Here is a 22195-nt window from a genome sequence, read left to right as displayed (position 1 = left end):
GGAGAGTCGAAGCGAGCCGCAGAGAGAGCGAGCGTCCATGGCCCCGGAGGACGAGCGGCTGCGGACACCGCGCGCGGCCGGTATGGCCGGGACCGTGTTCGCGGTGCTGCTCGCGGCCGCGATCGTCCTGGTGCGGATCGCCGTACCGGCGGGGGGTGCCGCCGATGTCGCCGTCGCCCAGAACATGCGCTGGGCGGTGCAGGCCGCGCTGGAGATCGTTCCGTTCGCGGGCATCTTCTTCCTGTGGTTCATGGGCGCGCTGCGCGCCCAGGTGGGCGCGGCCGAGGACCGGTTCGTCGCCACCGTGTTCCTGGGCAGCGGCCTGGTGTTCGTCGCCACCATGTTCGGCGCCGGTGCGGCGGCAGGAACCGTGCTCAACGAGGGGCCTTCGACGTTCGGCCGCGATTTCGCGTACACGTTGATGACGACGTACGCGCTGCGGATGGCGTCCGTGTTCGTCCTCACCACCTCGACCATCGGGCACCGCCTCCAGGTCTTTCCGCGCCCGCTCGCCCTCTTCGGCTACGCGGTAGGACTGATCCTGCTCATCGTGGGTGCCGGAGTGCCCTGGTCCGAACTGCTCTTCCCGTTCTGGGCGCTGATCGTCAGCATCCATCTCCTGCGCGTCGGTCTGCGCCGGCCGCCGCGCTCCGGACCCGCGCGCTGAACCCGTCATCCCCACGGCACACCTCGGCGCGCGGCACCGCGTGCGCCGGTCCATGCTGAGGGCGTGGGGGCGGGCAGGGGGCCATGGAAGGGCTGACCTCGGTGAGGCTTGTCGTCGATCTCAACCGCTGCCAGGGATACGCACAGTGCGCGTTCCTCGCACCCGACGTTTTCGCCATGCACGGCGAGGAGTCGCTGCTCTACGACCCGCACGCCGACGACTCGCGGCGCGACGAGATCGCGCGCGCGGTGGCTGCCTGCCCGGTACAGGCCATCTTCGTGGAGGGGCTGGACGGCACTCCCGCGTCCTCCTCGGGAGGCGACCTGTGAGCGGTGACATGTATCTCGACCGGCTCAAGCGCGAAGGGCGCATCGTCGTGGTCGGCGCCTCGCTCGCGGGGCTGCGGGGCGCGGAGACGCTGCGCGCGGAGGGCTTCACCGGCTCCCTCACGATGATCGGGGACGAGCCCTACGAGCCTTACGACCGGCCCCCGTTGTCCAAGCAGGTCCTGCTGGGCCGGGCCACCGCGGACCACACCGCGCTCCCCCGGCGCCGCGCGATCGACGCCGAGTGGCGCCTCGGGGTCGCGGCCGCCGGCCTCGACATGGCGGCCCGGCGGGTACGGCTGGCCGACGGCGACGAGGTGGAGTACGACCGGCTGCTCATCGCCACCGGGGTGCGGGCCAGGCCCTGGCCCCAGGAGAGCGAGGCCGAGCTCGACGGGGTGTTCGTCCTGCGCACCCGCGACGACGCCGTCGCGCTGGAGCGCACGCTCGCGCAGGGGCCGCGCCGGGTGCTCGTGATCGGCGCGGGGTTCACCGGCTCCGAGATCGCCTCCGCCTGCCGGGAGCGCGGACTGTCGGTCACGGTGGCCGAACGGGGCGCCGCACCGCTGGTCGGCGCGCTCGGCGGGGTCGTCGGCGAGGTCGCGGCCAAGATGCAGCGCGAGGCCGGCGTCGATCTGCGCACCGGCGTCATGGTGACCGCGCTGGAGGGCGACTCCTCCGGGCACGTGCGTTCCGCCCGGCTGTCCGACGGAAGCAGCGTCGAGGCCGACGTGGTGGTCGTGTCGCTCGGCGCCACCCGCAACACCGAGTGGCTCCTCGGCTCCGGACTCGGCGCGGGCCCCCGGGGCATCGCCTGTGACGCCGGCTGCCGGGCCTTCGACATCCGGGGCATCGTCACCGACGACATCTATGTGGCCGGCGATGTCGCCCGGTCCCCGCACGCGCTGTTCGGCTACCAGTTCCTGTCCCTGGAGCACTGGGGCAACGCGGTGGCCCAGGCCGAGACCGCGGCGCACAACATGCTGAGCGAGAGCGTGGACCGCCGCCCGCACATGTGGGTGCCGGCCTTCTGGTCCTCGCAGTTCGGGGTCAACATCAAGTCCGTCGGCGTGCCGTCGATGGGCACGGAGATCCTCATCGCCCAGGGTTCCCGGGAAGAGCGCAGGTTCACCGGTGTGTACGGCTACCAGGGGCGCGTCATCGGCGCCGTCACCTTCGACCAGTCGCGGTGGCTGCCGTTCTACGAGCAGCTCATCGAGACCACGGCACAGTTCCCGCCGCCGTTCCCCACGGTGGACCGCCGCCCGGAGGGCGATCGCCCGCTGCCCGCGGACTTCCCCGACCCGTCGGTGCCCTCGCACGGTCCCACCGTCACCCTGAGCGGTTACTCGCCCGCGGACCGGCGGATGACGTTCACCCCCGCCCGGCACTGATCCGACGCCCCCGAGGACACCTCATGACGCAAGACATCCTGCGCCAGATCATCGACTACTCCCATCGTGCCGACCCGTACCCGCTGTACGAGGAACTGCGCAAGACGCCCGTGTACCAGCAGGGCGACGGCCCCTTCGTGCTCAGCTCGTACTACGACATCCGCAGCCTGCTGCACGATCCGCGGATCAGCTCCGACGCGCGCAACCTGAAGGGGACGGCCGGTGACCCGCTCGCCGCCGACGCGCAGGAGGAGTCGGCCCTGCCGCCGAGCTTCCTGCGGCTCGACCCGCCCGAGCACGACCGGCTGCGACGGATGACGAACCGGTCGTTCGGGCCGCCGCACTGCCCGACCCGGGTCAACGACATGCACGGCCAGCTGGTGGAGATCGTCTCCGGTCTCGTCGACGGCATCGGGGACCCGGAACGCATCGACCTGGTCGACCAGTTCTCGTACCCCTTCCCGGTGACCGTGATCTGCCGGCTGCTGGGCGTGCCGCGCGAGGACGAGGCGCGCTTCCACGGCTGGGCGGACACCATCGCCGCCGGTCTGGACCCCGATCCGGACGCCCCCGACCCCGCCGAGCGGCTGAAGGTCACGCACAACGCCCGTACCGAGCTGGGCATGTACCTGGCCGGGCTGGTGGAGGAGCGCCGCAAGAACCCCGGCAACGACATGCTCTCGGAGCTGGCGACCTCGCAGGGGCCCGACGGCGCCATGACGACGATGGAGCTGCTGAGCACCGCGGCGCTGCTGCTGATCGCCGGTCATGAGACCACGGTCAACCTGATCACCAACGGGATGCTGACCCTGCTGCGCAACCCCGAGATCCTCGGGCGGCTGCGCGAGGACCCGAAGCTGTCGGTCGACATCGTCGAGGAACTGCTGCGCTTCGAGCCGCCGGTGCAGCTGGTGCCGCAGCGCACCACGCTCGCCGACATCGAGGTCCGTGGCGTCACCATCCCCAAGGGCGCGTCGGTGTGGCTGGTGCTGGCGGCGGGCAACCGGGACCCGGAGCGCTTCGACCGTCCGGACCGGTTCGACCCGGACCGCGGGGACATCCAGCACCTGGGCTTCGGCAGCGGCATCCACAGTTGCTTCGGCGCGCCCCTGGCCCGGCTGGAGGCACAGCTCGCCCTGAGCGAACTGGCCCGCCGGCTGGAGAACCCGAGGCTGCTCGAGGACCCGCCGCCGTACCGGCAGAACGCGGTCCTGCGCGGCCCTCGTCATCTGCGGATCACCTGCGACGGCATCCGCCCGTGACGCGGGCAGGGGGCCGCTCGGCCGCTCCACGCCGGAACGGCCCCCTTCCCCCCTTCCGTGCCCGTCCGGCCGGACTCACCGGGCGCCGGAAGCCGGACCGATGACCACGGTCCGTGCCCAAGCGGGCGGCGAGTCGTGCCTGCGGCCGGAGCCGTCCTCGTTCCACGACGATCCCCCGTGCCGCGGGAAGAGACCCACCACCGTCCGGCACGGGGGCCGTTCGGCCGGCCAGGGCGTCCGACCGTCGGTCAGGACCACGATCACGTCCGGCCGGGGTCCGCGCCGCAGCGCCGTGGCGAACCCGGTGCGCAGGTCCGTGCCGCCGCCGCCGGTCAGCGCGATGCCCTCGGCCCGGCACAGCGGGAGCACCGCCTGTGCGGCCGCGTCGCACGGCAGGACGGTGACCAGGTCCCGGCGGCCGCCCACCGCGCGGACGATCGCGGCGACCTCCAGCAGCGCGCTGCCCAGTTCGCTGTCGCTGACCGACCCGGACGTGTCGATGACCACGCAGACCCGGGGCGGTCTGCGCCTCAGGCTCGGCAGCACGACCCCGGGCACCCCGGCCGAACGCCGTGCCGGACGGCCGTGGCTGTAGTCGTCGCCCGCGCCGGAGCCGGAGACCGCCGAACGGACGGCCGCTCCCAGCAACTCCCGCCAGGGCTGCGGCGGATGGAACACCTCCTCCGCCCACCGCCGCCAGCCCTTCGGGGTGTCCCCCGGCCGGCCGTTGATGCCCTGCGCCACCCTGAAGCGGACCGCGTCCCGTTCCTGGTCGCTGAGGCCGTGGGCGCCGTCCGGGCCGAGGTCCCACTCCCGTTCCAGCCCGTCGGCGCCACTGCCGCAGTCCAGCCAGACCAGGCTCTGGGTGTGCGGCCCGAGCCGGAATCGGCTCAAGTACTCCTCCATGAGCTGCCCCGCGGGCAGCTTCAGGAACTCGGGCGTGACCGCGCCTTCGGGCTGGACCAGGCCGTCGCCGAAGGCGTCGTCGTTGATCTCGCAGTCCGCGGCGATGTTCATCCGCAGCCGTTCCGCGGGGCCGGTCAGTCCCTTCTCGCGCGCGAACCGGTCGCTGCGCCCGTGGTGGTCGCGCAGCAGGTGCGACACCTCGTGCACCCACACCGCGGCCAGGTCCTCCACCGGGGTGCGCGCGACGAACGCCGGGGAGACGTAACACCGCCAGTGCCGGTCGACGGCCATGGTCGGGACGGACCGCGACGCGACGGGGTGCAGGGCGAAGAGCGCCGTCGCCAGGTAGGGCCGGGCGCGTGCCGCGTTCAGCCGCGCGGCGAAGAGTTTGTCGCGGTCCAGTTCCAGGGGCGGGTGCGTGGTCATCGGCCCGCCTGCGCGGCGACGCGGGCCGCCGTGCGGTCCGCCCGCCGGGACAGGGCCACCGCTCCGGCGAGCCGCTCGATCGCCTCCGGTACGTCCCAGTCCGCTCGGCGCAGGGTGGCGAGGGTGGTCGCGGGCACGACCACCAGGTCCGGCGCCCCGGTCTCCAGGGCGCGGACCAGCAGCGCCCAGGCAGCGTCCCAGCGGGACTTCTCCGGGCGCCCTCGGACCGCCGCCACCACCCCGTCCAGTACGGCCTGGCGAAGGTCGCCCCGCTCGGGCAGGGCGGCGGCCGCGGGGTCGGCGAGCAGGTCCTCGGGGTCCGGCAGGTCCATCCGGTCCAGGCTCGCCAGCAGCTCCAGCCCCGGCCCGTCCCCCACGGTGCCCCTGACCAGCAGGGAGAGCACGTCCCGGGAGGAGTCCGCCGCGGTCGCGAAGGCGATCAGGCGCAGGGTCGCGTCCCAGCTCCGCGGGGATGGCCAGGGGCCGCCGCGGCGGGCCTCGTCGGCGGGCAGCCGGTGCACGAGTCCGGGCCGGGCGGCGAGCAGCCCGCACACCGCGCGGCGGGCGTGGTCGACGGCCTGCGGCAGCCGCCGCGGGTCGAGCCGCGGCAGGGTGGCCCGGGGCCAGGTCCCGCCGAGGCCGCGCACGACGACCTCGTGGTCGTGGGTCCACTGGAGATGGACGAACCGGTTGGCCAGCGGCGGGCTCAGCTCCCAGCCGTCGGCCGCCGAGGACCGCGGGTTGGCGGCGGCCACGATCCGCACTCCGGGCGGGAGTTGCAGGGCGCCGATCCGTCGTTCGAGCACCAGGCGCAGCAGGGCGGCCTGGACGGCCGGCGGCGCGGTGGACAGCTCGTCCAGGAACAGCAGCCCGCGTCCGGCCCGTACCAGTCGCACCGCCCAGTCCGGTGGAGCCATCGGGACACCGTGCCGGGCGGGGTCGTCTCCGACCACGGGCAGCCCGGAGAAGTCGGACGGCTCGTGCACGCTGGCGATCACCGTGGTCAGCGGCAGGTCCAGGGACTCGGCGAGCTGGGTGAGGGCGGCGGTCTTGCCGATCCCCGGCTCTCCCCACAGCAGCACGGGCAGGTCGGCGGCCACCGCCAGGGCGAGGGCCTCCAGTTGGTCGTCGGGGCGCGGTTCGGTGGCGGTGTCACGCAGCAGGGCCAGCAGCTCGCCCGCGACGTCGAGCGGGGAGGCGCGGTCGAGGTCGCGCAGGGCCCCGGTCTCGCCGGTCTCCTGGGTCTCGTGGATGCCTTGGGTCTCGTGGATGTCTTGGGTCTCGTCGTACAGGGGCATGGCGGGTCACCTTCGGGTTCGTGAGGCACGGGATGGGTGCGAGGGCGCGGGAGGTCCCGCGGGTCGGTGGGCAACCGCTTGCCCGCACGGAGGTGCGGACGCACGGACGTGCCGACGCACGGACGAACGCCCGTACAGGCGCGTCGGCGTACGGGTCAGCGGCCGGTCGTGTGCCGTGGGTGGGAACGGTGGGTGGCGGGGCGGCGTGGGCCCGGGCGGAGGCGGTCGGGGCCGGGGCCGATCAGGCCCGTCCGGAACAGGCCGTGGACGATCCGCCGCCGCGCGGCCGCCTCGAGTTCGTCCCGCAGTGCCCCGTCGCGCAGCAGTGCGGCCGGGCCGAGCAGCCCCTCGACGACGGCCAGCGCACCCGCGATGTCGCCGTGGTCGATGCGTTCGCGGACGTCGGCGAGGCACTCCGGACGGCGGTGCGCCTCGTCGATAGCCCGGAGACAGGGCAGCGGGGTGCCGGTGAGCTCGGCCAGGAGCTCCTCCCGGCGGACCTCGGCGGGGTCGTGGTCGAGCGCGGTCAGCACGCCGTCGACCAGGCCGATACGGTGCCGGGCTCCCCGGCATTCCACCAGGCGGGACCGCCCCGTCCGGTCGGGGACGCGGGCCGGGGCCGTCGGGTGACCGGCCGTCAGCGCCGAGGCGACCAGCGGGTGCAGCCGGTCGGCCGTGATGCGGCCGGTGCGCAGCAGTTCCAGGTCGGGCAGGACCCAGGTCGCCGCGTCGGGAAGCACCGGCAGGGCCCGGGCGCCGCCGCCCGGGGTGGCCGCCGTGATCCGCACGGCCCGCGGTCCGGGGCCGTCCTGGTCCGCCGGGAGGTGCAGGTCCAGCCGGTGCCGGGCGCCCAGCCGGACGGTGACGTCACCACCGTCCCGTCCCTCGGCGGCGAGCAGCACACGCGCCTCGGCCGCCCATCGGTCGACGGCGCAGCCGTACCCCGGCGGCACGTACTCCCATGGATCCGGTTCCACCCCGGGGCCGCCGTCGTGAGGGGGCCGGTCCGCTCCCGAGCGGGTGCGCAGTTCGTCGGCCCGGCGCGCGTCCCACAGATGGCGGTGCAGGTCGAGCCGGAACCGCCGGTCGGGGCGGGGGTGCGGATGGCGGCGGGCGTCTGCGTCGTCCGGGGAGCCGTCCCACAGGGCGAGGCCGATCCGCTGGCCGGCGTCCGCCCAGGCGGGTGGTGTCCTGGCCACCAGGAACACCGGGCGTTCGCCGTCGTGTCCGTCGGTGGCGTACCTGGCCAGGGCGATGGTCAGGCCCGGTCGCAGCAGTCCGTCGGGGGCGATCCTCGGCATGTGCCAGCGCAGCAGGTCGGGAGCCAGCCGACGCAGGTCGGCCCGGAGCCGGGCCGCCGGCTCCCGGCCGTACGTCCGTGCGGCACGGCGCAGGTCGAGGTCGACGTCGACACGCGCGGCGGCGCAGGCGCCCGCCCAGTCGCCGGTACGACGGCGGGCGGTGGCGGTCTCGATCATCGACGGCGGCACGGCGAACTCGCGCACGCGCTGCCAGAGGGAGAGGCGGGTGTCCCCGTACACGCTTCGAGTGAGCATCAGCACTCACCTTGCGCGGACGGGACCCCCGATCTGTGCGGAGTGTCGGTCATCATCACGTGGACCCTAGCGTCCCTCGCCGCCGCCCGTCAGCTCCTTTTCCCTCGGGCGGACGGGAGCGCCGGACCGGACCGTCGGCCCCTCGGCGCTCCCTCCGGCCCGGGGCACGGGGATGCCGCGGGCGACCGACAGGATCACGTCCCGCAGCCGCTCGACGTACAGCCGCATGTTCTTCGACGCGATGTCGGTGTCCGGGTAGCGGCTCGCGAGCCACAGTCCCTCGTGCATCCGGTTGACCCAGACGCACACCTGGTCGCCGTAGGACACCCGCAGCAGCGCGTACGCGTTCAGTTCGGCCCAGCGGGCGGCTCCGGGGATACCGCGGGCGTCGAGGTAGGAGACGATCGAGTACAGGTCGGGCGACGTCGGGCGGAAGTCGGCTCCGAGCAGACGCAGTACGCGGGCGAGCGGGATGCGCGCCAGTGACCTGTTGGCCTGGAGTTCGGCGCGCACGGTCCGCAGCGCGCCCGCGAAGTCCGGGGCCTGCGCGAGGGAGACCTCGATGGGCGCGCCGCCGACGTACCAGCCGACGGAGTCGGACCACTGGGACTTCACCCGGGTGTGGAAGGGCACGACGGTGCGGTAGACGGACTGTCCGCCGATCTCGCGCACAAGAAGGCTGGTGGCGGCCAGGACGCCGACCAGGCTTCCGCCGTAGGGGCGGCAGTACGCCTCGAACGCGGCGGCGGCGTCCGCGTCCACGAGCTTCTCGCGCATCAGCTTCTGGGTGGGCAGTGCGCCGCCGGGTTCGAGACCGAGGTCGACGGGGAAGTCCGGCAGCTTCCCGTCGCAGCGGTCGATGAACTCCCGCCAGCGCACGACGATGGCGTGGGTGTCGTCGATCCGGTCGGCGTCCGCCCGCTCGATCTCGCAGAAGTCGACGTAGCTGCTGACCGGCGTCTCCTCGACGGCACGACCCTGCGCCCCCGCCGCGTACAGCTCGTGGATCTCGGCGGGGATGCGTTGCAGGGAGTAGCCGTCGACGTTGCTGTGGTCGAAGACCATGTGCACGGTCGCGCCGTCGTCCCGGACGATCGCCGTGTACAGGAAGTTGGGCCAGCCGAGGGCGTCGGCGGCGACGTCGAAGCGGTCCTGGAGGTGCTGGACGAGTTCCGCCGCGTCGGGGAAGTCGCCGACGACCGCGCGCCGCAGGGACACGGCGTCGGCGTCCAGCGTGAACCGGCGCATCTCGTCGCCGTCCCAGCGGAATCCGCTGCGCAGCGTCTCGTGCCGCACCGTCCAGGTGCGCAGTGCCTCCTGGAGCACGTCGAGGTCGACCTGCCCCGGGACGTCGAAGACCGTGCCCAGCCAGGTCGGCACGAACAGGCCGTCCTCCCGTACGGTCCGGGCCGTCCTGATGTGCGACTCCTGGATGTACGCCGGGGGCCGGGTGTCGTACGGCAGGTCCGCCGCCGCCTCGACGGTGGCGGGGCTGAGCGTCCACTCGACGAGCCGTCCGGGCCGGACCTCGCAGCGCTGGATGTCGGTCATTCGCACCGGACGTCTCCGTTCTCAGTTGAGGCATATCCGATCAAGGAAATGCCCCGCTCGGGGACGGCGTGCGATGAAGCCGGATTTTTCAATGGATCGGGTGGTATGTCGAACAACGGTCCTCGGCCCGCCGGGTGACACCCGAACTTATTGCCGCCTCTGCGGCAACTCCCGTGCCGCCGCGGCTGTCTAGAGGAACATGCGCGGGTTCATGGAGAGTGCCGGGGTGGTCGTGGGGCAGTTGCTGCGGTTCGCCTGGTTGCAGACACGCTGCTGCGTGTTCGCCGCCGCGCTGCTGGGCGGGATGGCGGCCTCGACCCTCCTGCCGCCGCTGCCGGTGGCACGCTACGACCTGCTCCTGGTGTACGGGGTGCTGCTGACCGGGGCGGGCCTGCTGCTGGGGTGGGAGACCAGGCGGGAGTTGGCGGTCGTGGCGGTCTGCCATCTGCTGGGGCTGGCCTTCGAACTGGTCAAGGTGCATGTGGGGGCCTGGAGTTATCCCGAACCGGCCCTGACCAAGGTGGCCGGGGTGCCGCTGTACGGCGGGTTCATGTACGCGGCCGTCGGCAGCTACGTCTGTCGCTCCTGGCGGTTGATGCGCCTGAGGATGACCGGTTACCGGGCCCGCGCCACGGCCGTGCTCGCCGTCGGCCTGTACGGCAACTTCCTCAGCCATCACTGGCTGCCGGACCTGCGCTGGCCGCTCGGCGGCCTGCTGCTCGCCGTGACCGCGGGGGTGTGGGTGCACTTCGCGATCGGCGAGCGCGGGTACCGGATGCCGCTGGGGCTGGCCTTCACCCTGATCGGGTTCTTCCTGTGGCTCGCCGAGAACATCGCCACCTATCTCGGGGCCTGGACGTACCCGTACCAGGCGCACGGCTGGGAGCCCGTCTCGGTGTCCAAGTGGGCGTCCTGGGCGCTGCTGATCAGCGTCACCTTCGTCATCAGCGCCTTCGACGCGGGCACGGGCACCGGCGGGTCGACCCGTACGGCCGCCGCGCCCGGGGCGCCCGGGGCGGCGGCCTGATCCCGACGGCCGATGGGCCGATGGGGTCGATGGGGTCGATGGCCGCCGGGTCGATGCCCGGCGGCCGGCGACCGGTCAGCCGTCGATGCGGTGCGTGCTCCAGAAGGAGGTCAGGTCCGTGGTGGTGACCGCCTGCGCGGCCGCCTTGAACTCGGCCGTGGTCGAGACGCCGTACCAGTGCGAAGTGGCGTAGCTCTTGAGCAGGTTGGCCATCACGGTGTCACCGAGCTGACGGCGCAGGTCGTGCAGGGCGCACTTGCCGTAGCCGTAGACGACGGTGGAGTACCGGGAGGAGTGGGCGTCCCAGTAGGCCATCGAGTTGGTGATCTTCTCGGCCGAGGAGGCCCAGGAGACGCTGCTCCAGCAGCCGGTACCGGTCTTGCCCTGCGCCAGGTCGGTGGCGTAGTCGGTGAACGCCTCGTCGAGCCAGGGGCTGTTGTACTCGTCGTCGCCGACGATCCCGTAGAACCACTGGTGACCGATCTCGTGGGTGAGCGCGGTGGTGCTGACCAGGTCGAGGACGAACCCGGGGTACTCCATGCCGCCGAACCAGTAGTTGTTGTCGATCACCGCGTCCAGCTCGCCGTACGGGTACGCGCCGAAGCGCGCCGCGTGGGCGTCCACGGCGGACTTGGCGGTGGTGAGCATCGACTGCGCGCTGGAGGAGCTGATGCCCGTCACGGAGTAGATGTTGATCGCGGTGCCGGCCGTGGAGGTGCCGGAGATCTTGGTGAACGGCCCGGCGGCCCAGGCGAAGTCGCGGACCTTGGAGGCCGTGGCGGTGGTGACCGTACGGCCGCTCGACCCGGCGGCGTCGACCGAGGTGCCGGTGGCCGGGACGAGGAGGCTCGTCGGGTGGTCCAGGGTCACCTTGAAGTCGGCGGCCAGCGAGTAGAACGACTCGCCGTTGTTGGTGTACGGGTCCAGGTGCCAGCCGGCCCCGTCCTTGACCGCCAGTACGGGCAGCGCGTTGCCGATGTTGACGAAGGCGCCGTCGTAGCCGAAGCGGTCGGCGCCGCTGGGCACGGTGATGGCCAGGTCGAAGCCGATCGTCGCGCTCTGGCCCTGCGCCACGGGCGACGACAGGCTGATCCGGAGGGCCGTGCAGGCGACCGAGAGCGAACCGGCGGTGCCACCGCTGACGTTGCTCACGACGATGGGCATCGCGGAGCAGGTGCCGTGGTAGTTGTCCCACAGCCTCAGGTACACCTCGCCGAGCGCGGTGGAGGAGGCGTTGGTGAAGGTCACGCTCTCGTGGCCGGTCCAGTTGGTGCCGCTGGTGTTGCTGGTCAGGCTGACCGTGTAGGCGGGGGCGGCGGGGGTGCGGGTGGAGTCGGCCGGTGGACTCGTGTCACCGGAGGTGTCGAGGGCGATGTCGTCGAGGACGAAGCTGGTCTGGAGGCTGGAGTCCTCCGTGCCGGTGAAGGCGAGCGTGACGGTCTGGCCCGCGAACGCCGAGACGTCGAACGTCTTCTGGGCGTACCCGGACGCCTTGTTGAGGTTCGAGTACGTGGCCAGGGTCGTGCTGCCGATCTTCGCCGTCAGCTTGTCGTAGGCCGTCGACGAGGTCGTCTCCGCCGTGTCGATGTGCAGCCAGAACGTGAGGCTGGCGCTGCTGCACCCGGACGGGATGGTGACGCTCTGCGAGAGCGTGTCGGTGCGGGTGCCGCCGGTGCCGTCCAGCCAGGCGAAGGTGGTGCCGCCGTGGGCGCTCTGGCCGGTGCGGCTGGTGATCACGGTGGTCGAGGACTGGGTCCAGGACGAAGTGCCGCTCTCGAAGCCGCCGTTGCCCACCACCTGGGCCGGGGTGCAGGCGGCGGCCGGGGCTGCCGCGGGCACGGCGTCCGGCGGGGCGGCGGCCGCGGCCGGGGTGGCGGGGAACAGGGCTGCGGCCGACGCGGCGAGGACGAGCACACTCGCGGCGAGGGCCTTGTGGGGGGTCGGTCTCACACGTGACTCCTTTTCGGCGGCCGGGTTTCCGGCGTGCGCGGTGGCCGCCGGACCGGCTGGGGTGCGCCGGGGCGGCCGGGGATGAGCGTCGCTCGCGCGATCGCTGACGTGAGATTCCCGCCGTGCCCCCTGGGGTCGGGGGACGGCTCCCGAAAGCCTGACAGATTTGACCGGAACATGCCATCGGGCAAAGAGGGTGAATTCCCTGGTGGGACGGGTCCCAGCCCGCACTGCCGCCCCTGTGGCCTCTCGGCTCACAGCGCACTCCCCGGCCCCCCGGATCGTCGTCGGAGGGGGCGCTGCGACCGCTGTCGGCCGTCGGCACCCGGTGCGTGCCAGGGGGCGGGCAACTCCCGTCGCCCGCCCCTGGGTCCGCCGTGCCCGGTGCACCGATGGGCCGGTGCGCCGGACCCGGGTCAGCCGATCTCGACGAGCAGGTCGCCGCCCTCCACCTGCTGGATCCGGTTGATCGCCAGCCTGGTCACCTTCCCGGCCTTCGGGGCGGTGATCGTGGCCTCCATCTTCATCGCCTCGATGGTGGCCACCGTGGCACCCGCCTCGACCTCGTCGTCCTCGTCGACGACGAGCGTCACCACACCCGCGAACGGTGCCGCCACATGGCCCGGCTTGGCCCGGTCCGCCTTCTCGGTCACCGGCACGTCGGCGGCCGCCGCGGTGTCGCGCACCTGGATCGGGCGCAGTTGACCGTTGAGCGTCGACATCACGGTGCGCATGCCGCGCTCGTCGGCCTCGCCGACGGCCTCCAGCTCGATCAGGAGACGGACGCCGGGCTCCAGGTCGACGACGTACTCCGTCCCCGGCCGCAGACCGTAGAAGAAGTCCTTGCTGTCCAGCACGCTCGTGTCGCCGAAGGTCTGGCGGTGCGTCTCGAAGTCGCGCGTCGGCCCGGGGAACAGCAGCCGGTTGAGCGTCGCGCGCGGAGCCTTCTCCAGGCCCGTACGGTCCTCCTCGGTCAGCTCCTGCACGGGCTTGGCCTCGCCGCGGCCGCGCAGCGCCTTGCTGCGGAACGGCTCCGGCCAGCCGCCGGGCGGGGTGCCCAGTTCGCCGCGCAGGAAGCCGATCACGGAGTCGGGGATGTCGAACCGGTCCGGGGTCTCCTCGAACTCCGCCGGCGACACTCCGGCGCCCACCAGGTGCAGGGCGAGGTCCCCGACCACCTTGGACGACGGGGTGACCTTGACCAGGTGGCCCAGGATGCGGTCGGCGGCCGCGTACATCGCCTCGATGTCCTCGAAACGGTCGCCGAGGCCCAACGCGACCGCCTGGGTGCGCAGGTTGGACAACTGCCCGCCGGGGATCTCGTGGTGGTACACGCGCCCGGTCGGCGAGGCCAGACCGGCCTCGAACGGCGCGTAGATGCGGCGCACGCTCTCCCAGTACGGCTCCAGGTCGCCGACGGCCTGGAGGTCGAGGCCGGTGGGCCGCTCGGAGTGGTCGGTCGCGGCCACGATCGCCGACAGCGACGGCTGCGAGGTGGTGCCCGCCATCGAGGCCACCGCTCCGTCGACCGCGTCGGCGCCGGCCTGGATCGCGGCCAGGTAGGTGGCGAGCTGGCCGCCCGCGGTGTCGTGGGTGTGCAGGTGCACCGGCAGGTCGAACTCCCGGCGCAGCGCCGACACCAGCTTCGCGGCGGCCGGCGCGCGCAGCAGTCCGGCCATGTCCTTGACCGCCAGGACGTGGGCGCCCGCGGCCACGATCTGCTCGGCCAGCCGCAGGTAGTAGTCCAGGGTGTACAGCCGCTCCGCCGGGTTCGACAGGTCGGAGGTGTAGCACAGCGCCACTTCGGCGACGGCCGTGCCCGTCTCCCGTACGGCGTCGATCGCGGGCCGCATCTGGGAGACGTCGTTGAGGGCGTCGAAGATGCGGAAGACGTCGATGCCGGTGGCCGCGGCCTCCTGCACGAAGGCGTCGGTCACCTCCGTCGGATAGGGCGTGTAGCCCACGGTGTTGCGGCCGCGCAGCAGCATCTGGAGGCAGATGTTGGGCACCGCCTCGCGCAGGGCCGCCAGCCGCTCCCAGGGGTCCTCGGCGAGGAAGCGCAGGGCGACGTCGTAGGTGGCGCCGCCCCAGCACTCCAGGGACAGCAGCTGGGGCAGGGTGCGCGCGACGGTGGGGGCGACGGCGAGGAGGTCCTTGGTGCGCACCCGGGTGGCCAGCAGCGACTGGTGGGCGTCGCGGAAGGTGGTGTCGGTGACGCCGATGGTCGGCGACTCGCGCAGCGCGCGGGCGAATCCCTCCGGGCCGAGGTCGACGAGCCGCTGCCGGGAGCCCGCGGGCGGCTCGGCGGCGGACGGCGGCGCCAGCTTGGTCACCGGGTCGATCAGCACGGGCCGTTCGCCGTGCGGCTTGTTCACCGTGACGTCGGCGAGGTACGTCAGCAGCTTGGTGCCGCGGTCGGCGGAGTGCCGGGCGGTGAGCAGCTGCGGCCGCTGTTCGATGAACGAGGTCGTCACCCGCCCGGCCTGGAAGTCCGGGTCGTCCAGCACGGCCTGGAGGAAGGGGATGTTGGTGGCCACACCGCGGATGCGGAACTCGGCGACGGCACGCCGGGCCCGGCCGATCGCGGACTTGAAGTCCCTTCCCCGGCAGCTCAGTTTGACGAGCATGGAGTCGAAGTGCGCGCTGATCTCGGTGCCCGCGTGGGTGGTTCCGCCGTCCAGGCGGATGCCGGAGCCGCCCGGCGAGCGGTAGGCGGTGATCCGCCCGGTGTCGGGGCGGAAGCCGTTGGCCGGGTCCTCGGTGGTGATACGGCACTGGAGGGCGGCCCCGTGCAGGGCGACGGTCTCCTGGGACAGGCCGAGGTCGGCCAGGCTCTCACCGGCCGCGATGCGCAGCTGCGCCTGCACCAGGTCGACGTCGGTGACCTCCTCGGTCACCGTGTGCTCGACCTGGATGCGCGGGTTCATCTCGATGAAGACGTGGTTGCCCTCGGGGTCGAGCAGGAACTCGACGGTGCCCGCGTTGCGGTAGCCGATCTGCCGGGCGAAGCGCACCGCGTCGGCGCACATGCGGTCGCGCAGCTCCGGGTCGAGGTTGGGCGCGGGCGCCATCTCGATCACCTTCTGGTGGCGCCGCTGCAACGAGCAGTCGCGCTCGAAGAGATGGATGACGTTGCCCTGGCCGTCGGCGAGGATCTGCACCTCGATGTGGCGGGGGTCGACGACGGCCTTCTCCAGGAAGACGGTGGGGTCGCCGAACGCCGAGGCCGCCTCGCGCGACGCCGCCTCGATGGACTCCCGCAGCAGCGCGGGGTCCTCGACGCGGCGCATGCCGCGGCCGCCGCCGCCCGCGACCGCCTTGACGAACACGGGGAAGCCGACCTCCTCGGCGGCACGCACGAGTTCGTCCACGTCGGTGGAGGGCGCGCTGGAGCCGAGCACCGGCACGCCTGCCTCGCGGGCCGCGGCCACCGCGCTGGCCTTGTTGCCCGTCAGCTCCAGGGTGCGGGCGCTCGGTCCGACGAAGGTGATGCCCGCCTCCTCGCAGGCGCGCGCCAGGTCGGGGTTCTCGGAGAGGAATCCGTAGCCCGGGTAGACCGCGTCCGCCCCGGCGCGGCGCGCGGCCCGGACGATCTCGTCGACGGAGAGGTAGGCCCGCACGGGATGACCGGGCTCGCCGATCTCGTAGGCCTCGTCCGCCTTCAGCCGGTGCAGCGAGTTGCGGTCCTCGTGCGGGAAGACGGCGACGGTCCGCGCGCCGAGTTCATAACCCGCGCGGAACGCCCGGATCGCGATCTCACCACGGTTGGCGACCAGTACCTTGCGGAACATCCTGGATCCCTTCAGCCTGCCGGTGACGAGGACCATGGTGTCGGCGTCGGGGCCGTTGTGCCATGTGACCCGGGCCACCCACCTTGCGTTTCCCCCGATGGAGGGCCGGTCCTGCCCGCCCCCTTCGAGCGGTGGCACCGGGCGTTCTCCGCGTCGGTCCCGCGTCCCGCGGCGCCACGAACGCCCCGGGGGCCGCACCTGGAAAAGGCGCGACCCCCGGGGCGATGACAGGACATCAGGTCGACAGGCGGTCGCCTCCGCCGGCTCAGCGGTGGTGCGGCGACGTCAGATAGTGCTGCCTGAGGAGCTCCTTCCCGTAGTCGTTGCCGTTGGGGGTGCGGATGACGGAGTGGACGTGCTTCTGCGTCGGACCGCCGCCCTGGGTGGCGCCGTAGGCGCCGGCCAGCGGGCCGGGGGCCAGGCAGTCGACCTCGACCCATACGACGGGGCTGTGCACCCGCACGTAGAAGGCGTCGTCGTCGCCCGTGTGGTGGCCGTCGAACTGGAAGACCCAGGGCTCGGTCGCGGACGGGGTGCCCATCAAGGTCCAGTAGTAGGCGTCCTCGTTGAAGGAGCCGGTGTTGCCGATCGCCTCGCCCGCGGCCTGGTTGATCCTCCGGATCTTCTCGGTGGTCTCCAGTCCGTCGGCGCTCAGTGCCGCCTTCAACAGGGCTGTGCCTAGAGTTTTCTGATCGTCACTCAGGTCCGCGAGCGAGACGCCCTGACGGTCGTAGGAGTCGACGTTGCTCCACAGCCGCCACTCGGTGGAGTGGACGGTGAACCGGGTCGCGGTCCGCTGGGTGTCGGTGAGCCCGGCGAGGAAGGCGTTCGCCGCCGCGACGACCGGCGCGGTGTCCACCCCCGTGGAGTGGACCGTGAAGAGGTCGTCGATCCGGTGCTCCACGGTGTCGCGGGCGGTGAGCATGAGCACGGGCAGTACGGCGTTCTTCCGGCGCAGCCCGCGCAGCACCTGGAGACCGTCCACGTCCGGCAGCATCCAGTCCAGGACGACGGCGTGCGGTGCGCAGACCCGCGCGATCCGCAGCGCGCTGTGCCCGTCCGCGGCGCGGAGGGGTTGCCATCCCGCCTCGGTGACGGCCACGGACAACAACTCGGTGAGCTCGGGTTCGTCGTCGACGATCAGCACACGGACCCTGCCCTTGCGGGCACCGGAAGCGCCATACATGCCGGACACCCTGTCCCGGCGCGCTGAGCGGAGCCTGTGCCGGACCTGGGCGTCGGCCGTGGAGGCAGGCGCGGGGCACTCCCCATGGGCTGCGGCGCACCGACCGGCGAGGGGACAGCCGGTCCCCGCCGGTCGGTGCGCCGGGCGAATCAGATGACCGTGCAGGCGCTGCCGTTGAGGGTGAACGCCGTCGGCGCGGTGTTGGTGGTGCCCTTGGCGCCGATGAACCCCACGTCCACCGAGCCGCCCGCGGGAATGGTGGAGGTGTAGGAGGCCGGGGTCACGCTCACCGTGCCGCCGCTCTGGGCGGCGGTCCCGCCCCACATGTTGCTCACCGTCTGACCGTCGGCGAAGGCGAAGACGAGCTTCCAGCCGTTGACGGCGGCGGTACCGGTGTTGCGCAGGGTGATACCGCCCTGGAAGCCGCCCGGCCACTCCCCCACGATCCGGTAGGCCACGGAACAGATCCCGGTGGGGGCGCTGCTCGTGGTGACGTTCACCGTGGCGGACCGCGCGGAGCGGTTCCCGGCGGCGTCTCGGGCGTAGACGGCGAAGGTGTACGCGGTGCTCGCGGTGAGGCCGGTGACGGTGACGGAGTTGGTGGTGGAGGCGGCGGCGTCGGTCTCGGCGCCGCCGCTGATCCGTACGACGTCGTAGCCGGTGACGCCCACGTTGTCGGTGGCGGCGGTCCAGGACAGGTTCACCGAGGTGGCCGTCACCGCGGACGCGGCCGGGGTGCCGGGGGCGGTCGGCGCCTGGGTGTCGGCGGAGGTGCCGCCGTAGACGGTGGCCTCCTTGGAGGTCCGGGCGATGCCGTTGACGCCGTTGAAGATGCGCTGACCCCACGAACTGAGCTGAGCGGGGTCGAAGTCGAGTGCCAGGTCGAGGATCGGGTCGGTGTTTCCGCTCCAGGACCAGGCGAGGTAGCCGAGCTTGAGCTGTACGGCGGTGGCCATCATGGTGTCCTCGTCGGGGTCGCCGTACTGGTCGGCCGGCCCCCCGAACTCACCGATGACGATGGGCAGCTTGGCGTTGACGAAGGCGTTCAGGTAGTCGGTGATCTCCTGGGCCGTGTCGAACACGCTGTACATGTGGATCGAGAAGATCAGGTTTCCGGTGGTGTCCGCGGCGTAGACGGACTGGGCGTTGGCGCGCATGACGCCCTGCCAGTCCTGGCCCCAGTTGGGCGCGTCCACCATGATCGTGTGCTGGAATCCGGCGTTGCGCAGCTTCTGGACGGCCGCGATCGTCGGGGCGGTCCAGCCGGCCGGGTCGGTGTTGCCCCACGGTTCGTTGCCGATGTTGATGACGATGTAGTTCTCCTGGCCGGCGAGCACGCTCTTCAGGCCGATCCAGTAGTCGGCGGCCTCGTCGAGCGTGCCGGCCGCGCTGTCCTCGCCGTAGCCGGTGGTGTCGTGCACCTCCAGGACGCAGATGAGCCGGTTGGCCTTGCACTGGGCGACGACGTTCGCCACGTCCGTGGCGCTGTTGGCGCTCCAGCGGTGGCCGTCGGCGAGGACGACCCGGACGGTGTTGGCGCCCAGCGCCTTGACGTCCGCGAGCGACTGCGTGCGGCTCGGGTACCAGGTGTGGGCGTGGTTGACGCCGCGCATGACGAAGTCGTTGCCGTTGCCCTCCACCAGGCGGCCGTCGGCGATGTGGAGGCCGGTGGCGAGGACCCCGGGCGACCGGGCCTGCGCGACGGCCGGGCAGAACAGGCCGAGCAGGACGAGGCCGAGGACCGCGGTCAGCCCGGTCAGCAGATCGGCCAGGGGCCTCTTTCGTGTCGTGCTTCTTGTTGATCTCACTACGACTCCAGGGAGTGAGCGCCAAGAAACTCAGGCATGGGCAGGGGTGGTCGGGATTCATGGGAGCGCTCCCATAAAGCCATCATGCCAAGTACACGTCAAGACGTCGGACAGGGCCCCGGCCCGCTCCGACCGACGCGCAGGCCCGGACCGGGTGCCGGTCCGGGCCTGCGCGCGGGTGGTTCTCCCCAGGTCAGGGGGTGAGCTGCCACTGCTTGATGTAGCCCACGTCGATCGAGGCCAGATCACGCACCCGCAGCTTCCAGGTGCCTTCGAGGGGCTGCGCCGAGGCGTCCACGGTGAAGGTCTGGTCGACGTTGTCCGCGGAGCCGCCGGAGCGGTTCAGCAGTGCGTAGACGGTGCCGTCGGGGCCCACCAGGTCGACGGTCAGGTCACCTCGGTAGGTGTGGACGATGTTGACGTAGACCTCCGTGGCGGCCGAGGCGTTGCCCGGGCGGCCCGTGATGGTGACGGGCGATTCGACCGCCGCGCCCGCGTCCGGGATGTCGACCCGGGTGCCGTTGGCGTAGACGTAAGCGACCCGCCAGTGGAACGCGACGGTCGCGGTCGCGCCGGTGCTGTCGGTCACGGTGACGGAGACGTCGCTGGTGCCGGTGGTGGTGGGAACGCCGGAGATCAGTCCGTCGGCACCGAGGGACAGCCCGTCCGGGAGCCCGGTCGCCTCGTACCCGAGCGTGGCGTCCGTGTTGGTGGTGTAGGCACCGATCCGCAGCGAGACCTGCTGGCCGACACCGCTGGTCTGGTCGCCGACGGGCGCGACGTTGACGCCCCGCGCCACCCGGTCGCCGACATGGATCGCGGCCCAGGCGCTCGCGACCGCGAGGTAGGTGTCGCTGTAGGCGCCGAAGAGGTCGGCGGCGGCCTGGAGGGTGGCGACCCGGGCACCGGCGTAATCGGTCGTCGAGGTCATGTAGGTGGTCAGCGCCCGGTACCAGATCCGCTGGGCGTTCTCGATGCCGATGCCCGTCACGGGCAGGCCGTCGTAGGTCGGGCTGTCGTACGCGACGCCGTTGACGGTCTTGGCCCCGCTGCCCTCGGAGAGGAGGTAGAAGAAGTGGTTCGCGGGTCCCGAGGAGTAGTGGACGTCGATGCCGCCCAGGCCGGAGTCCCAGTAGTCGCGGGAGGAACCGTCCCGGGAGGGCTTGTCCATGTAGCGCAGCGGGGCGCCGTTGCCCCGGATGTCGATCTTCTCGCCGACGAGGTAGTCGGGGACGTCGGCCGTCAGATCCGAGTGGAACTCAACCGCGGCGGCGAAGATGTCCGAGGTCGCCTCGTTGAGGCCGCCGGACTCGCCCGAGTAGGTCAGGTTGGCGGTGGCACTGGTGACGCCGTGGCTCATCTCGTGGGCCGCGACGTCCAGCGCGGTCAGCGGCTTGGCGTTGCCCGAGCCGTCGCCGTAGGTCATGCAGAAGCAGGTGTCGGACCAGAAGGCGTTGACGTAGCTGTTGCCGTAGTGGGCCCGGCTGTAGGCGGCGACACCGTCGTTGCGGATGCCGTTGCGGCCGAAGACGTCCTTGTAGAAGTCCCAGGTCGCCGCCGCCCCGAAGGCCACGTCCACACCGGCGGTCTGCCGGTTGCCCTGGGTCCCGTCGCCCCAGACATCGTTGTCGTCGGTGAAGAGGGCGCCGGTCCCGGACGTGCCCTGGTTCAGGTCGTACGTACGGTGTCCCGCGCGGTCGCCGTCCACGAGCTGGTACGTCGATCCGGACGGCGTGGTGCCGAGCGGCACGGCCCCGCTGTACTGGCCGACTCCCGTGCCGGTCTCCACACCGTCGTACTCCTGGAGGACCTTGCCCGAGGCCGCGTCGGAGACGACGTGCAGTTCGCTGGGGGTGCCGTCCCGGCGGACGCCCTCGACGACCGACTCCCAGGCCAGCACCGGCCGCCCGGCCGCGCCGGCCAGGACGACGAGCCGCGGGGCGCGGGCGGCGGTCCCGCGGGCGCGGTCGGCCCGCGTCCCCGACCCGGCCGCGGCGGCCTTCCGCGCGGCCGCGAGGGCCGTCGCCGCGGCGTCGGACGCGGGCACCCCCGGCGTGGTCGTCGGCACCGCGAGCGCGGCTCCGGTCGCCTCGGAGACGGTGGTACGGCCGTTGCGGACATGGGCGACGAGGTCGCCGCCGAGCACCGGAAGGCCGGCGTAGGTGCGCTCGTAGCGCGTGTGCGTGGTGCCGTCGGCGTCCTGGGCGACGTCCTTCACGACGAGCCGTTCCCGGGGCCCGAGGTCGAGCGTTCGCGCCGTGTCCGCGGCCGCCGCCCGCGCACGGCCGACCAGTGCCGCGTGTCGCGCGGGCGACAGGGCGGCCGGGGCGGCCCCCGCGCGGGGGGTGGCGACGATCTTCACGGGACGGGGGTCGCGGGGCGCGGCGGACGCGGGTCCGGCCTGGACCGCGCCGGCGAGCAGGGCCCCGGCCGCGAGCGCGACGAGGGCCGCGTTTCCTCCGCGGAGGGGGCGGGAGCGGTGACCTGCGGGGTGAGGTCGTGACAAGGTCGACTCCTTGTGCGACGGTCGGCCCGCGGTGAGGGCCGAGGGGGAGCGGGCCGCGGCTTGCGGTCCGCCCGGAACGCGCCGCGCCGGGGGGTGCGGGGCGCGGCACGGGGACGCGCGAGGGCGCCCGGCACGAGAGCGGGCGGCGCGTGGAATGAGGGTGGGTGTGGGGGTGTGAGGGGCGTGAACGGTCGGTGAAGGCCCCTATGAGCGTGACAGCAAACCCACAGAGTTGTCATGGACGCATCGGGAGTTCGGCTGGAATTGACCACGTCCCGGCGCGAGTCCTCCGCTCGGCGATCGCGCCGGGATCGGGGACCGGCGGTCGACGCCGGGTGTCCCCATACCGTAACGCTCCCTGCCTTCAAGGGACTTGACCGGTCACTCCTGCATTATCTTCACATCATGTCCACGCCACGGGAGCCTTCGCAGCAGCCCCCGCACGACTCAGGGGCACCGGCACAGCCGACCGCGTATCCGTATCCGAATCCGCAGTCCCCGGGCGCGGGCGGCCCGGGAACCGCCCCGCCACCGTCACCCC

14 protein-coding genes are annotated in these 22195 nt (G+C 72.5%); 5 read left to right on the top strand and 9 right to left on the bottom strand.

Annotation, left to right across the window (positions count from 1 at the left end):
• The first annotated feature begins 37 nt into the window (after window positions 1-37).
• From ACZ60B_RS33390 to ACZ60B_RS33375, 4 genes are all read left to right on the top strand, one after another.
• The gene (locus ACZ60B_RS33390; RefSeq protein WP_469393712.1) at window positions 38-667 is read left to right on the top strand and encodes a hypothetical protein; all 630 of its coding nucleotides are present in this window, start codon (window positions 38-40) and stop codon (window positions 665-667) included.
• A gap of 101 nt (window positions 668-768) precedes the next feature.
• Entirely contained in the window at window positions 769-996 is a 228-nt protein-coding gene (locus tag ACZ60B_RS33385) for a ferredoxin (RefSeq protein WP_469393801.1), read from the top strand.
• A gap of 8 nt (window positions 997-1004) precedes the next feature.
• Complete coding sequence (locus ACZ60B_RS33380) at window positions 1005-2387, top strand: NAD(P)/FAD-dependent oxidoreductase (protein ID WP_469393799.1); 1383 nt, start codon at window positions 1005-1007, stop codon at window positions 2385-2387.
• A 23-nt stretch (window positions 2388-2410) separates the two neighbouring features.
• A complete protein-coding gene (locus tag ACZ60B_RS33375; protein ID WP_469393710.1) occupies window positions 2411-3649 on the top strand; it encodes a cytochrome P450 in 1239 nt (412 codons plus the stop codon).
• A 75-nt stretch (window positions 3650-3724) separates the two neighbouring features.
• Here ACZ60B_RS33375 and ACZ60B_RS33370 read toward each other — a convergent pair whose 3' ends face one another.
• From ACZ60B_RS33370 to ACZ60B_RS33355, 4 genes are all read right to left on the bottom strand, one after another.
• A complete protein-coding gene (locus tag ACZ60B_RS33370; protein ID WP_469393708.1) occupies window positions 3725-4981 on the bottom strand; it encodes a vWA domain-containing protein in 1257 nt (418 codons plus the stop codon).
• The gene (locus ACZ60B_RS33365) at window positions 4978-6279 is read right to left on the bottom strand and encodes an AAA family ATPase (protein WP_469393706.1); all 1302 of its coding nucleotides are present in this window, start codon (window positions 6277-6279) and stop codon (window positions 4978-4980) included. The genes ACZ60B_RS33370 and ACZ60B_RS33365 overlap by 4 nt, the downstream gene beginning before the upstream one ends.
• A gap of 155 nt (window positions 6280-6434) precedes the next feature.
• Complete coding sequence (locus tag ACZ60B_RS33360; RefSeq protein WP_469393704.1) at window positions 6435-7835, bottom strand: hypothetical protein; 1401 nt, start codon at window positions 7833-7835, stop codon at window positions 6435-6437.
• 66 nt (window positions 7836-7901) lie between these two features.
• Window positions 7902-9392, bottom strand: a complete 1491-nt coding sequence (locus ACZ60B_RS33355) for a condensation domain-containing protein (RefSeq protein ID WP_469393702.1) — start codon at window positions 9390-9392, stop codon at window positions 7902-7904.
• 205 nt (window positions 9393-9597) lie between these two features.
• Here ACZ60B_RS33355 and ACZ60B_RS33350 point away from each other — a divergent pair, with 205 nt between their 5' ends.
• Window positions 9598-10413, top strand: a complete 816-nt coding sequence (locus ACZ60B_RS33350) for a DUF817 domain-containing protein (protein WP_469393700.1) — start codon at window positions 9598-9600, stop codon at window positions 10411-10413.
• A gap of 75 nt (window positions 10414-10488) precedes the next feature.
• On the opposite strand, the gene ACZ60B_RS33345 is transcribed toward ACZ60B_RS33350, so the two are convergent.
• The 5 genes from ACZ60B_RS33345 to ACZ60B_RS33325 form a co-directional block, all read right to left on the bottom strand.
• Window positions 10489-12363 carry a M1 family metallopeptidase gene (locus tag ACZ60B_RS33345; protein ID WP_469393698.1) on the bottom strand — a complete coding sequence of 625 codons (1875 nt, stop codon included), beginning with the start codon at window positions 12361-12363 and terminating at the stop codon, window positions 10489-10491.
• Window positions 12364-12779: 416 nt separating this feature from the next.
• On the bottom strand, window positions 12780-16154 hold the full coding sequence (locus tag ACZ60B_RS33340) for a pyruvate carboxylase (RefSeq protein WP_469393797.1): 3375 nt from the start codon (window positions 16152-16154) through the stop codon (window positions 12780-12782).
• 265 nt (window positions 16155-16419) lie between these two features.
• Entirely contained in the window at window positions 16420-17340 is a 921-nt protein-coding gene (locus tag ACZ60B_RS33335) for a DUF3500 domain-containing protein (RefSeq protein ID WP_469393696.1), read from the bottom strand.
• A 149-nt stretch (window positions 17341-17489) separates the two neighbouring features.
• Complete coding sequence (locus ACZ60B_RS33330; RefSeq protein WP_469393694.1) at window positions 17490-19148, bottom strand: cellulase family glycosylhydrolase; 1659 nt, start codon at window positions 19146-19148, stop codon at window positions 17490-17492.
• 193 nt (window positions 19149-19341) lie between these two features.
• Window positions 19342-21654 (bottom strand): M4 family metallopeptidase, encoded by a 2313-nt coding sequence (locus ACZ60B_RS33325; protein WP_469393692.1) that lies wholly within the window; start codon window positions 21652-21654, stop codon window positions 19342-19344.
• Window positions 21655-22195 lie beyond the last annotated feature (541 nt).

It is taken from the genome of Streptomyces sp. NPDC104096, from assembly GCF_055584385.1.
The sequence above is the reverse complement of the archived record's forward strand: the minus strand, read 5'-3'. Positions and strand labels throughout refer to the sequence as shown.